Source organism: Methylotenera versatilis 301 (assembly GCF_000093025.1).
Lineage (GTDB): Bacteria > Pseudomonadota > Gammaproteobacteria > Burkholderiales > Methylophilaceae > Methylotenera > Methylotenera versatilis.
On sequence record NC_014207.1, the window covers coordinates 1,406,461 to 1,419,870 of the forward strand.

At 42.5% G+C, this 13,410-nt stretch carries 12 protein-coding genes and 1 tRNA gene; 3 read left to right on the forward strand and 10 right to left on the reverse strand.

Features of this window, described 5'->3' with window-relative positions:
• Positions 1-156: 156 nt before the first annotated feature.
• Positions 157-933: an XrtB/PEP-CTERM-associated transcriptional regulator EpsA gene (epsA, locus tag M301_RS06430; protein ID WP_013147959.1), complete on the forward strand. Its 777-nt coding sequence runs from the start codon at positions 157-159 to the stop codon at positions 931-933.
• Between the two features lie 6 nt (positions 934-939).
• On the opposite strand, the gene M301_RS06435 is transcribed toward epsA, so the two are convergent.
• Both M301_RS06435 and M301_RS06440 read right to left on the reverse strand, forming a co-directional pair.
• Positions 940-1,155: an RNA-binding S4 domain-containing protein gene (locus M301_RS06435; protein WP_013147960.1), complete on the reverse strand. Its 216-nt coding sequence runs from the start codon at positions 1,153-1,155 to the stop codon at positions 940-942.
• 38 nt (positions 1,156-1,193) lie between these two features.
• Positions 1,194-1,278, reverse strand: a tRNA-Leu gene (locus M301_RS06440).
• Between the two features lie 86 nt (positions 1,279-1,364).
• Here M301_RS06440 and rnr point away from each other — a divergent pair.
• Complete coding sequence (rnr, locus tag M301_RS06445; protein ID WP_013147961.1) at positions 1,365-3,845, forward strand: ribonuclease R; 2,481 nt, start codon at positions 1,365-1,367, stop codon at positions 3,843-3,845.
• Positions 3,846-3,909: 64 nt separating this feature from the next.
• Entirely contained in the window at positions 3,910-4,665 is a 756-nt protein-coding gene (gene rlmB, locus M301_RS06450) for a 23S rRNA (guanosine(2251)-2'-O)-methyltransferase RlmB (protein ID WP_013147962.1), read from the forward strand.
• 11 nt (positions 4,666-4,676) lie between these two features.
• On the opposite strand, the gene mqo is transcribed toward rlmB, so the two are convergent.
• The 8 genes from mqo to M301_RS06490 form a co-directional block, all read right to left on the reverse strand.
• Positions 4,677-6,176 (reverse strand): malate dehydrogenase (quinone), encoded by a 1,500-nt coding sequence (gene mqo, locus M301_RS06455; protein WP_013147963.1) that lies wholly within the window; start codon positions 6,174-6,176, stop codon positions 4,677-4,679.
• A 322-nt stretch (positions 6,177-6,498) separates the two neighbouring features.
• Positions 6,499-7,776, reverse strand: coding sequence for a tetratricopeptide repeat protein (locus M301_RS06460; RefSeq protein ID WP_013147964.1), 1,278 nt, complete (start codon positions 7,774-7,776; stop codon positions 6,499-6,501).
• A 27-nt stretch (positions 7,777-7,803) separates the two neighbouring features.
• A complete protein-coding gene (locus M301_RS06465; protein WP_041359900.1) occupies positions 7,804-8,709 on the reverse strand; it encodes an ExeA family protein in 906 nt (301 codons plus the stop codon).
• 3 nt (positions 8,710-8,712) lie between these two features.
• The gene (mshL, locus tag M301_RS06470; protein WP_013147966.1) at positions 8,713-10,482 is read right to left on the reverse strand and encodes a pilus (MSHA type) biogenesis protein MshL; all 1,770 of its coding nucleotides are present in this window, start codon (positions 10,480-10,482) and stop codon (positions 8,713-8,715) included.
• 23 nt (positions 10,483-10,505) lie between these two features.
• The gene (locus M301_RS06475) at positions 10,506-10,937 is read right to left on the reverse strand and encodes a hypothetical protein (RefSeq protein ID WP_013147967.1); all 432 of its coding nucleotides are present in this window, start codon (positions 10,935-10,937) and stop codon (positions 10,506-10,508) included.
• Positions 10,934-11,668, reverse strand: a complete 735-nt coding sequence (locus tag M301_RS06480; protein ID WP_013147968.1) for a type II secretion system protein M — start codon at positions 11,666-11,668, stop codon at positions 10,934-10,936. Before M301_RS06480 ends, M301_RS06475 begins: the two co-directional genes overlap by 4 nt.
• Positions 11,665-12,444: a PilN domain-containing protein gene (locus tag M301_RS06485; RefSeq protein ID WP_013147969.1), complete on the reverse strand. Its 780-nt coding sequence runs from the start codon at positions 12,442-12,444 to the stop codon at positions 11,665-11,667. Before M301_RS06485 ends, M301_RS06480 begins: the two co-directional genes overlap by 4 nt.
• Complete coding sequence (locus M301_RS06490) at positions 12,441-13,382, reverse strand: type IV pilus biogenesis protein PilM (protein WP_013147970.1); 942 nt, start codon at positions 13,380-13,382, stop codon at positions 12,441-12,443. Before M301_RS06490 ends, M301_RS06485 begins: the two co-directional genes overlap by 4 nt.
• Positions 13,383-13,410: the final 28 nt, after the last annotated feature.

The window sequence follows — 13,410 nt, forward strand, 5'->3', positions numbered from 1 at the left end:
AGTTGATGCCTTTTCGCTTGATTATTTCCATGCTTTAAAGTGATGCCATTGCATGTAAATTGTTGTTAATTTGCTAATAGCCATGTTGTATTTAATTCATTTAAAGCCAATTCCAAGGTAATGTAACTATCATGACGATTTGCCTATTTGGATTGTATGGATAACACGACGCAAAATAAGCATTGGGAAAAAATATTCTCAGTGATACAAAGATCATATGCAATAGAAAATCACCTTGAGTTCTTTAGCTGGTTACAGAATGGCGTTAATGAATTTTTACCACATGATGTATTAATTGCCTGTTGGGGCGACTTTGAAAAAAAGTTGGTAAAAAGTAAGTTAAATTACGATGTTGCTTCTAATTTAAGCGAGATCAATACACAAACTGTATTCGATTCTAATAATGGCTATGATGTGTGCATGTTGCATTTACATCAACTGTGGTTAAACAATAATCGTTGCTGGTTCGTTATTAACAATCTAAATCATCATCAGGTTGAAAGCCAGTTTCAGATCGTTTTACCAAAAAAACTTGATCAGTTAAATTCATTGATGGTTTATGGCGTAAGTGATGTACGCGGTAGCAATGTCTGTTTGTATGTTTTTTTCAGTAAAGAAAATGTATTTGATGTGCCTAATTCGGTGATGGGCTTAATCATGCCACACATCGATAATGTACTAAGAAAAATCCAGCATCTTAAACCATTAAAAACACCTACAGAATCTGCCATTATTTTAGATGGTACTGGGCTAAGCGTGCGTGAATTAGAAATAATTCATTGGATAAAATCAGGAAAGACCAACCAAGAGATCGCGACAATTCTAGACATTAGCCAGAATACTGTCAAAAGTCATTTAAAGCGGGTTTTCCAAAAAATGAATGTGACAAGGCGAGCGCAAGCGGTTGCTATTTTAATGAATAAGCTAAATTGAAAATAATTATTTAACGTTAATCGTTTGATTACCAACTACAACCGTTTGACCTGTACGAATTTTAGCTGTTTTTCTAGTTTCGGTTAAGCCATCAACCTTCACTAATCCTTCAGCAACCATTGTTTTACCGCGACCACCACTATCCGCTAATCCTACTAACTTTAGTAGATTGCATAATTCTACGTATTCTGTAGTTAAATCAAATTGTATGGTTTGTGACATAATGAGTCTCGTTGAATGGAGTAGAATAGAGTTTGATTTGGTGCCCAAAAGAGGACTCGAACCTCCACACCCGAAGGCACATGGACCTGAACCATGCGCGTCTACCAATTCCGCCATTTGGGCAATTTCATATTTAGCCATTATACCGCTGAGATTTAGGCTCAGGCTAATAATTGCGGTGAATCTTATATTAAAGGTAAGCTTTGTCAATGACAAAAAATAGCAACAAAAACAAAACTAGCAGAAGTTCTGATCCGCACGCTGAGCGTGAAGCAGGTCGATATGACACACCTTTGCCGAGTCGTGAGCTTATTCTCACTACGATGAGCGATCAAGGCATTCCACTCAGTGTGGAACAACTCTATCTATTGTTAGATATTAGTGAAGATGAGCGAATCATTTTCAATAAGCGATTGAACGCAATGGAGCGCGAAGGCCAGATTATTAAAAACAGAAAAGGCGCACTTTGTATCGCCGATAAGCTGGATTTGATTGCAGGCGTTATTCAAGGCCACCCTGATGGCTTTGGCTTTTTAATTCCTGATGACAAAACAAAAGTAAGTGGCGAAGATATATTCCTAAGCCCTAAAGAGATGTCGCAAGTAATGCACGGCGACCGCGCTATGGTGCGTATGAGTGGCTTAGATAGAAAAGGTAGACCTGAAGGTAAGATCGTTGAAGTCCTTGAGCGTCGCACGCAAAAGCTTGTTGGACGCGTGATGCAGACTAGCGGCGTGACAATCGTTGCGGCTGAAGATAAACGCATCAACTTGGATATTTTGATTCCGTATCACTTAGACATGGGCGCTAAAGCTGGGCAAGTTGTGATGGTTGAGCTAACTGGACAGCCGTCATCGTTAGCGCAGCCTATGGGTAAAGTGGTTGAAATCTTAGGTAACTATGCCGATAGTGGCATGGAAATTGAGATTGCATTACGTAAGCACAACTTACCGCATGAATTTAGTCGTGAAGCAACAAATCAGGCTGAAGCTTATCCGCGCTTAGTTCAACCTGAAGATTATAAAGGTCGGATTGACTGTCGTGAAATGCCGTTGATTACCATTGATGGTGAGACTGCACGTGACTTTGATGATGCAGTTTATGCAGAACCGCAAGGTAAGGGCTGGCGTTTGGTAGTGGCGATTGCCGATGTGAGTTTTTACGTTAAGCCTAATGATGCTTTGGACAAAGGCGCTTATGACCGTGGAAACTCTGTATATTTTCCGCGACGCGTGATTCCAATGCTGCCAGAAGCGCTTTCTAACGGCCTGTGTTCGCTTAATCCTGATGTTGAACGTCTCTGTATGATCTGTGACATGCAAGTTGATGGCGCGGGTATTGTGAAGCAATACAAGTTTTATCCTTCTGTGATGCGTTCACAAGCACGTATGACTTACACCAAGGTGCATGAAATATTGCAAAACCCTGAAGGCGAGCTTGCGCAAGAATACGCATGGTTGATGCCACATTTGCAGCATCTCAATAGCGTTTACAAATTGATGTTGGTGCAACGTCAAAAACGCGGCGCAATTGAATTTGAGACATCAGAAACTATTATGGAGTTTAATGAGCAAGGCAAAATCGAACGTATTGTGCCAAGCACACGTAATGAAGCACATAAGCTAATTGAAGAATGCATGTTAGCTGCCAATGTTTGTGCGGCGGATTTTTTGAAGGAGCACGAGCATCCTGCTTTATATCGTATCCATGAAGGACCAACACCTGAAAAACTAGAGCTATTACGTGCGTTTATGGGCGAGTTTGGCTTTGGGGTAGGTGGTGGTGACACACCACATGCCAAAGACTATGGCAAACTATTAGAGCGCATTAGAGAGCGTCCTGATGCGCAGCTGTTACAAACGGTGTTGCTGCGTTCTATGCAGCAGGCTGTTTATAGCCCAGATAACGTCGGGCACTTCGGTTTAGCTTATGAAGCTTACGCCCATTTCACTTCGCCGATACGCCGTTACCCAGACTTGTTGATTCATAGAGCGATTAAAGCTGTTTTAAATGGTGATAAATACAAAGCTGGTAGTTGGGCTGACTTAGGCGTGCATTGCTCTATGACAGAGCGTCGTGCTGATGATGCAACGCGTGATGTGACCAATTGGCTCAAATGCTTCTACATGCAAGATAAGATCGGTGAAGTGTTTGAAGGAACTGTGGCTGGCGTGACCAGTTTTGGTCTGTTTGTTGCGTTGGATGGCGTGTATGTAGAAGGTTTATTGCATGTGACTGAACTAGGTAATGATTACTTCCATTTTGATAAAGCGCGACATGAAATGGCGGGTGAGCGGACAGGTGTGCGTTATCGTTTAGGCGATAGACTAACCATTAAAGTGGCACGCGTAGATTTGGAAACAACCAAAATTGACTTTGTTTTAATGAATAAAAACAATACATTGGATGATGGTATTGAGGTCAATTCTGCAATAGAGGGAGCGAGTAATAAATTGCGCGGTGGTGATAGAAAGCCTGTAAAATCCAGCACGCAATTTGGTGATAAGTTTGGCGATAAACCGGCTACAAAAAACACGCCTAGAACTGCATCAAAAACAGGTGGAAAATTAACTTTGGGTGTTAAGCCTAAGTCAAAATCTAGCTCAAAAGTGGTGAGTAAGACGGCGGGAAAGAATCCAGCTAAGCCGACTAAGTCAAAAAAGGCCAGCAAAAAAACAAGTAAGCGTTAATTATTTAACGTTAATAAACATACAGTAAGAATTAATTGTTAAGAATTAACTATAAGGTAAAGAAATGAGCGATGCCCGTATTTTATTTGGCTTTCATGCCGTATTAAGCCGTTTGCGTCAGCATGGCGCTAGTGTGCAAGAGATTTTGATTGATCGCGACCGCATGGACGCACGTATGAAAGATTTGCTGAAGATGGCAGAGGCAGCAGGCGTGCGTACGATGGAAGTTGAGCGTAGCCGCTTGGATGGTATGGCAGGTATGAATGGTCGCCACCAAGGTGTGATTGCACGTGTGGTTGATACGCCAATTCCATACAAAGATATTCACGATATTTTAGAATCTGACCTCACAGAACCACCATTCTTCTTGATTTTGGATGGCGTAGAAGATCCCCATAATCTGGGTGCTTGCTTGCGCGTGGCTGATGCGATGGGTGTGCATGCAGTCATCGCCCCTAAAGATCGTGCTGTAGGCTTGAATGCTACTGTGCGTAAGGTTGCTTGTGGTGCAGCAGAAACCGTACCGTTTATTGCTGTGACTAACTTAGCGAGAACGATACGTGAGTTGAAAGAGGCTGGCGTATTCGTCATTGGCACTACTATGGACGCGCCAAGTACATTGATAAACACTAAGCTGGATGGCCCAATTGCCATCGTGTTAGGTGCTGAAGGTGATGGTATTAGACGTTTAACCGCAGAAACCTGTGATGCGCTAATGACAATTCCAATGTATGGCTCAGTTGAAAGTTTAAACGTGAGCGTTGCGAGCGGAATCTGCTTATATGAAGCTAGGCGTCAGCGTAGCCTGCTTGCGGTATAAATTAAGAGTGATTAAGCGCTAAGCTTTAAAGTGCTTAGCGTTCTTTTTCTAGTGCTTTGTAATAATGCGGCATCGTTGATAAGTGACTCGCCGTAGCTTGGCACTAAAGCTTTCATTTTTTGTTGCCAAGCATCACTCTTCATTTGTTGGCTAAAACAGCGCTCAAGCACGTCAATCATAGCTTTAACGCTGACCGATGCCCCTGGTGATGCGCCTAGTAAAGCCGCTAAAGTACCATCTTTGGCGGCTACTATTTCAGTGCCAAATTCTAATTTCCCCCATTTTTCGTTGCATTGTTTAATAATTTGCACACGTTGGCCTGCATTTTCAAGCGTCCAGTCACTATTTATCGCATTGGGCAAAAAGTCGCGTAGCGCATTCATCCGTTGCTCATGCGTTTGGGTAGCCTCTTTCAAGAGGTATTTAGTAAGTGCTAAATTGTGCCTACCTACGCCTAGCATGGCTTTAAGATTATTGGCTTTGACAGATTTTGCTAAATCAAATTTAGAGCCTGCTTTTAAAAACTTAGTGGTAAAGCCAGCAAATGGTCCAAACAATAAAGCACGTTTGCCGTTAATCACACGTGTATCTAAGTGCGGTACAGACATTGGTGGTGCGCCAAGCGCAGCTTTGCCATACACTTTGGCATAATGTTGCTTGATGACTTCAGGGTTGTGACAAATTAGCCATTGGCCACTCACAGGAAAGCCGCCATAGCCTTTGCTTTCATCAATATTGGCCTTTTGTAGCAATGGCAGTGCGCCACCACCAGCACCTAAAAACACAAATTTAGCGCTAACGGTTTGTGTATGCTTGGTGGTGAAATCATGCAATTTGACATGCCAGGTGTTATCTTTGGCACGATCTTTTATTTTGCTTAGATTTTTAACTTGCGTATTGGTGTGCAAACTAAAATTTGACTGTTTTTTTAAGTAGTCAACTAAATGGCGTGTGAGTGAGCCGAAATCTACATCTGAGCCGTTTTCAACATAGGTTGCAGCTAACTTTTCGTCTGCATTTCTGCCAGTCATGATAAGCGGCATCCATTGTTGCAGTTGAGCAAAGTCCTCACTAAATTGCATATGTTCAAACAAATGATGCTGTTTAAGTAGGGCGTAGCGCTGTTTTAAGAACGCACTATTTTTTATACCCCAAACAAGGCTTAAATGCGGAATTTTGCTAATAAATTGACTAGGGTCGGGTAGGGCTGAGGTTTCAACCAAATGCGACCAAAACTGTAGAGAAACTTCGAATGCTGCGTTAATTTCTAAAGCACGCCCAATGGCAATGCTACCGTCAACATCTTGTGGCGTGTAATTAAGCTCGCAATAGCCCGCATGCCCCGTACCGGCATTATTCAGTGCATCTGAGCTTTCTAACGCCACCTCTGATAACTGCTCCACCATCCTGATTTTAAGAGTAGGGTCCAACTGAGTAAGCAGAACGCCTAGCGTTGCGCTCATCACGCCGCCACCCACTAATAGCACATCAATTTTATTTGCCGTTGTCATTCAGTCGTTATCAATTTTCTTCAAGATTTGGTCAACAAAAAAGCCTGTAGTCGACAGGCTTGAGCATTTTGAATGTAGGTTTAAATGAATCGTGCACCTGCACAACTTAATTACCATGATATGAATTTTACAGTAAAAAATTTGATTTTTGTGGAATATTAATGCGCTGGCAAGCGGCTAAAATAAAGGCAAGCCAATCAAATCGGCATTGATATTTTTATAAGCAAATATTGAGCGTTTCAGGGTTGAATTGTAATGAAGCAGCATGGTCTTATATAAGACCATGCTGTTGTAGATTTTAGGTTATTTTTAGTAATACGTTTTACTTGCTTGCTGAATTTTGCAAACGTTGATTAATTTGCTTCAGTTGTTGATCTATAAATTGTGCAAGTTCTGGGCTAAGTGTCGCAACAGATTGGGCACGTGTAAAGGCTTCTTGCGCGTTTTCTAGTTTACCAGTCGCTTGTAATGAAATACCAAGACCTACTAGTGAGTTTGCTGAACTGGAGTTATTCGGTGATGCATTCATAGATAGCGCAGTTTTATAGTGACTAATTGCTTCATCATGGCGATTTGCGCGTTGTAGCAAGGTGGCTAAAAAGCTTTGGTAGTCTGCGTTGTTGTTTGCATAGGCTTGGCCTTGTTCCATTGTAGTCAGCGCAGCAGATTTGTCACCCAACTCAATCTGTAATCGAGCAAGCGCCATACGAAAATTTGTTTGCTCTGGCGCAATTGCAAGCCCTGCAGCAAGTGTGGCTCTGGCTTCATCATTGCGATTATTGTCTAGCAATAAGCCTGCAAGTGTTTGTCTAGCTTCCTGATTCGCTGGATTAGCTTCCAGTGCTTGTGCTAAGTTGCTTTGTGCTTCGGCCACGCGACCTTGTTGCAGATTAGCCAAGGCTTGGCGATATGAATTGCCTGATTTTTGTTCAGGGCTAATTTGTTTGAGTATGCTGCTATTGCTTGAATGTGCGGGTGATTTTGCTGCAACAACAAGCTTTGTTGGTACAACTGAATTACCAGAAACCACTACATTGTTTGCAGGTTCTACAGGTTGTGAGCTTACTGGTTCAACTGGCTTAGTTGCTTGATTGGTATTGGCAGGACTACTAGCTAATAACTCAGCAGGCATTACATTTGCGATGACTTTATCTTTTTGAGGATACTTTTCAAGCTTGTTAGTTTGTGCGGCTATCGGGGTGTATCTGAGTGTGCTTTCAAATAGCGGAGGTGATGCTGAATCTGTAGTTTGAACAGCAGCAATAGTTCTAGTGTCTTCTGCAGGTTTTGTAGCTGCTTCTGAATCAGCATGCATCAGCACTGCTTGTGGCGTTGCTTGTACTTTTAACTGATCAATGCTGTGAGATAGCGCAGGTGCGCTTTGTACCCACAAATAAGCGCCACCAGCTAATAATACCATTAGCCCACTAATCTTAAGAAACGGCACGCCATGCTTAGCTTGATAGTGCTGGCTCGTATAAGGTGTGATTACAGCTGGCTGTAGCGCTTCGCTTGGACTGGATATAATCATTTCTTTCGCGTCATTAGACCCAGCGCCGCGCTGTTCCAGGTCTTTTAGCATTTGATTAATTAAGCTCATGTTCAGTCTTCAATATTAATAGGTTTGTTAACTAAATTTTGGTAAAACCAAAAATGCACTGCCGCAAATACATAAAAATAGAGATAAGCTAAAGCCGTGTAAACGCAATCTTCTCCATGTTGACTCTATCGATTTAGTATCAGAAATGGCTGCAAACGCTTCGGCTAAGCCTACCTGTTGCTTACCTTTGCCATAAGCGGCTAGTAGCGCTTTGTGAGCCAATATATTGACCAATCTAGGCACGCCGTTAGACTTGAAGTATAAGAGTGTAAGCGCGGCACCACTGAACATGCGGCTACCTTGGTAACCTGCAATGATTAACCGGTGATTTAGGTAATATTGCATCTCATCGCGACTTAATCTATCTAATTGATATTCAAAAGTAATGCGTTGTTTTAGCTGTCTGATAGACGCATGGTTTAACTTAACTTCAAGCTCGGGTTGACCAAAAATCACCACTTGCAGTAGCTTTCTTTTTTCAGTCTCAAGATTGCTGAGTAAGCGCAAAGCTTCAAGTGTTTCTATAGGCATCGCTTGCACTTCATCAAGGCAAACGACTACTTTGATGTCTTTGCGAGCAAAGTCTAGCAAGGCATGTGTCAGTGCGGTTAACAAGGCGTGCTGTGTAACCGCAGTGGGTAGTGCTATGCCTAACTCCTCGGCTAATACCATCAATAATGATTGTGGCTCTAAATAAGGGTTTGGTACGTAAGCCACTTTAAAACTGCTATCTAAGCTGGACATAAGCTTGCGACATAGCAGCGTTTTGCCGGTGCCAACTTCGCCTGTAATCTTGATAAATCCTTCGCCAGAAAGAATGGCGAATAATAATGTATTCAAGCCTTCTTGGTAGCTATGCGATGCAAAATAGAAGCTGGTATCAGGCGTGATGCTGAAAGGCGCTTCGCTTAAGCCAAAATGTTTTAGGTACATCATTTATTCGCTCACAGTCGACGTTTGTGCAACGTTGCCAGTGTTTTGCATATATTCGCTACTCTGCATATTTTCTATACGTTTTTCGCTAGATAAAACATCGTTACTCCAGCTGTCTTGGCCTTGCACAACGGTCGCTTTTAGTAGGATCACCAATTCAGTCTTGCTGGATGTTGAACCTTTTTGGCGGAAGGCATTGCCTACGCCTTTAATGTCACCTAAGCCTGGCACTTTAGATTTATTGCTGATTGAGCTCTCTGTCATTAAACCGCCAATGGCAATCACTCGCCCGTCATGGGTGCGCACGATGCTGTCGGTTTCGCTGACGTTGCTTGAAGCAAGCGGAAGGTTAATATTGCCAGAAACGCCGCCAAGGTTCAGCTGTTTATTTACAGTGGTCACTTGGCTAATAGAAGGGTGCATATGCAAGATGATGTTGTCGTCTTTATCAATTTGCGGTGTGACATCCAAAGCTATACCTGAAAAGAATGGTTGTAGTGTCACTTCGGGCGATGTTGTTGTTGCGCCAGTTGAAGCGGTCGTGTTGGATGAAATTCCAGTCACAAAGAACTCATCTGTACCAACTTTAAGCACGGCTTTTTGATTGTTGATTGTCGCAATTCTAGGGCTAGAAAGTACTTGTACATCGCCTTGTGTTTCTAAGAATGAGAGCAGGGCGGCAAAGTTAGCACCTTGTAGGGCTACAGCAAACAACGGGCCGCCAAGTGCAGTGGTGGCTGTATTAGCAATCACGTTGCCAGATGATGCACTTAAATCACCACTAGTAACGTCACCATTACCGGCGCGGCCTAAAGTTGTTTTGGCATTCAAGTTGCCAACAATGCCAGTATTCGAGCCGCTTTTGCCAAATACTGACCAGTTCACTCCACTTTGAGATTGGTCGTTGAGTTGCACGTTCATAATTTTTGCTTCTAATATGACTTGGCGTTCTATGGTGACTTGCATCAAACGTAAGAATGCTTCCACATTGCGTACTTCAGCTGGCATGGCGCGTACCATAATCACGCCAGATTGCACGTTGACGACTACACGGTGACCATTTTCATTACCAACAATACCATTGAGCGAATCAGTTAAGTCCTTCCAAAAGTCATTATTAGTGGTTGTAGCAATGCTGCTGCTAATCATAGAAGCTCGGTTAGCAGAGCCGCTTGAATTAGTCGTTGTCGTTGAGCCAGTGCTTTGACCAGAGCTTGACCCATCGCTCACCGAGCCAGAAGTCACGCGAGTGTCAGATGAGCCCTTACGTTGACCGACAATATAGTTCACTTGAAATACGCGAGTTTGCATCGCTTGCGGCTCGATAAAAATACGAGTGCCTTCTATTTTGTATTCATAGCCATACAACTCACGTAGCGAATCAAGCGCTTCAAATACAGTGACATCTTTAAGGTTGACTGAAATCAGGCCAGTTAAATCTTGAGAAACTAACATGCTGTAACGCGTGCCGCTCACAATGCCCATCAATACTTGGCTGGCAGGTGCGTTGCTGATGACTAAATCAAAACGTTGTTCCAGTTGTTTAGCTGAAGCTTTAGGCATGGCAATTTTTAAAGGCGGTAATAGCGCGTCATTAATCGCTTTAGGTGTAGCTGCAGGTGCTTTCACTTCTGCAGCCTGCTTTAACTCGCTTTTAATTTTATTGAGCGTGGCGTTATGTTGAGGTTCAGTAGTTGCACAGCCACTTAGCAACATTGCCTGACTCAGTATTAAAGTGAGTAATGCTGATAATCGTATTGGTAATTTTTGCATGATGTTGTTCTCAATTACTTCATTCAATTTTTAGTTGTAGACGATGCTATTGGTTTACTCTGAACCGCTGGTCTAGTCTTTTTTACCATTGCATAATCCATTGCCAGAGTCTGTGTAGACATATCAGAATTACGTAATACAGCCTCACGTTCGTTGATTTTAATCAAGGTTGCACTTTCGTACTTACCACCTAACATGATCTTTTGGCCGTTAATAATGGCTGCGCGATATTGCGAACCAAACATCACAGATTGCAACACTGGGCCAGCTGCCTGACCATTTTCATTGGTAACTTCACCTGATAATGAGGCAGGTGGCTGAGTAGGGTCTTTTAATGCCTCAGCATTCACATCGCCTTCCATCATCAGCAGAAACATTCCGCATGAAACGCTAAGTAATAGTTTCAGTGGATTATGCGCAGGATGCGCTAAGTGTTTGTCGGTATTTAATGTCATATGCTTAACCATGTTTTATCTAAACTTAAAGTGTAAACCGTGAGTTTTAAACGGTTGGTCGGCCAAACATTGCCGATTGGCTGTTCTTCATTCAATGCCGCTTTGCTCCAAAGTACATGCCAAGGCATTTTCTCTAAATCAGAAACATACTCAAGCAGATCTAAGTAATGACCTTCAACGGTAATCTCTACGCCATGTTTGAATACAGGTGACTCTTGCTTACCTGTATCTGCTTTGTTTGTGTTGTTATTTTCAGTTGGAGATACTGTGGGTGCGGCAGTGTTTTTATCTGCAGATTCAGCTTCAAGTAAGCCTTTAGCTGGTAGTGTTTTTAGTTCAACCAATTGGAGTTTGCCATTCTTTTTCAACAAGCTGCGAAGCAATTCAGGCATTTTGTCTGGGCTGATGAGCGTGTTTTGTAAGCCACTTAATTGGGTTTCAAGGGTTTTTAGATGGCTATTTAACTCAGTAATACGTTGATTGTTACTCGCATCCGGGTCAATCACAGTCTGGTTTGTATAAACGCTGATTTGTTGAGTTAAGTTTTGAATCTGTGCTTGATCAGCCGCCAATTCGGTATTTATTACTTTTTGACGAGCTAACACTGGACTGATTAACAAGCTATTAATCGCGGCAAATACGACTGCAAATAGCGCACAAGCCACCATCCAACGCTCACGTCTATTAAGCGCATCAAACTTAGCAGTTAAGCTTAGCCATGTTTTTTTCAAAGCTTGCCTCCAGCCTTGTTATCCGCGTTAGTTACTGCTGATTTATCGTCTGTAGATTGCAGTGAGAATTCAATATATTTAGGTTCGCTATTTTGAATAGTCGCTGTAGGGGTTGTGATATTAACTGGCATAGCAGAAACACCATTTTTAATGATATAGGCGGCGGTGTTCGCTGAAGTTGTTGTGGATGCTGCTGCAACTGGTGCTGTGTTTGTTGTAGCAGTCGCTTTGGGCAGACTCATATTTAAAGCAGAAAATAACTTACCTCTTAATGCAGGTTCATTACCTAATCTTGCAATGTATTCTGGTACAAGGTCGCCTTGTAGCGTGCGGCCGCTGATATTAAGCTGTTCAGACGCACTATCAATGCTAAAACTAGTTAACCATAAACCATCCAGACTTTGTTTTGCAAAGGCACGCATCAAAGCCGCGTAACCTTTTTCAGGTGTCGCTGAACTTTGGTTCACAGTCTGCAAAATGTGCTGTTGCATGGCTTCTTTTTGTTCCAATTGTGCAATTTGATCTACTAAGGCTTTGTTCGCCGCATGTGGCGTATGTAACAAAGTCGTTTGCTGCAATGTTGTTTGTGTTGCCTGTAAATCTTGTGCTATTTGGCTGTGCTGTGTGGTTAACACAGACAATTGTTTTTGCGCATAGCCGTAATATCCCAACATGCATGCCAATAAAACCCCAAGCGTTATCACTATAGTATTAGGATTTAGAAAATCCTTTTGTTTAATAAGAGATGGATTTAGTAGGTTAATCTGCTGACTCATGATGACGAACCTCCTCTCAATGCCGCCCCCAGCGCAGGTAGCAGGCTGGCTTGCATGGATAAATCACCTAGGTTGGCTTGGTCTTTAAATTCAAATACGTCGGACAAGTCAAACCGATCTATTGGTATGTAGAGATAAGCTTTTAAATAATCGTAGAAATCTTCACGGCCCATAAATGGTGCCAGTACAAGGCGATTGATGGTGATATAGGGAAATTGTCGTTCAAAATTATCTAGCGAACGTTGAATCTCAAGTGATAAGCGTTCAAAAGTGCTGGATTTAAGCTCACTATTATTCTCGTCTTGTATTTGCTTGGTATCTATTTCAATTCGTCTGGAATGGTAAAGCTCACCACCAGATGTAAAGGTAAGCAGGCCACCATGGTTGTTGATGGAAAGCATGGCCAACCCACGACCTTCTTGCTCTAAATATGCTGCAACATTACGCTGAGCCAGTTCCGGAATATCAATGGCTTCTAGGCCAGCACCTGCATGCTCTATGAGTCGTGTCATATAGCCGCCAATCACACTGTTTTTCGCTGCAACTGCATACACGTATAATTGCCGATTCGCATTATGTGGATCGGCTGGAATATCAATTACATCGACTGTGGCTTGATCTACAGGATAATCAATCATGTCTTTAAGCTTCCAGCTAATGGCTTGTTTTAGCTCTTCGGCTGGCACGTTAGGCTTTTCAATTTGAAATAGCTGATATTCATTTTGCTGGAGTAATAATGAGCAATGCAGATTCGCCATGCTTAAATTTGCAGCCATAGACTTAACGGCATTGTCGTCTTTTAAGCTTTCTTGCTGAATGGCGCTGAACTCAACGGTGGGTTTGGCTTCTGAATTGATGACATGCGCAACGCAAGTGCCGTATTCAGAGCTACGAACTGCAAACCAGCCTGGTGATTTTTTCTTGGAAAATAGTCGCATAGTGAGTATCTCTATTCGTTGCTTAAAA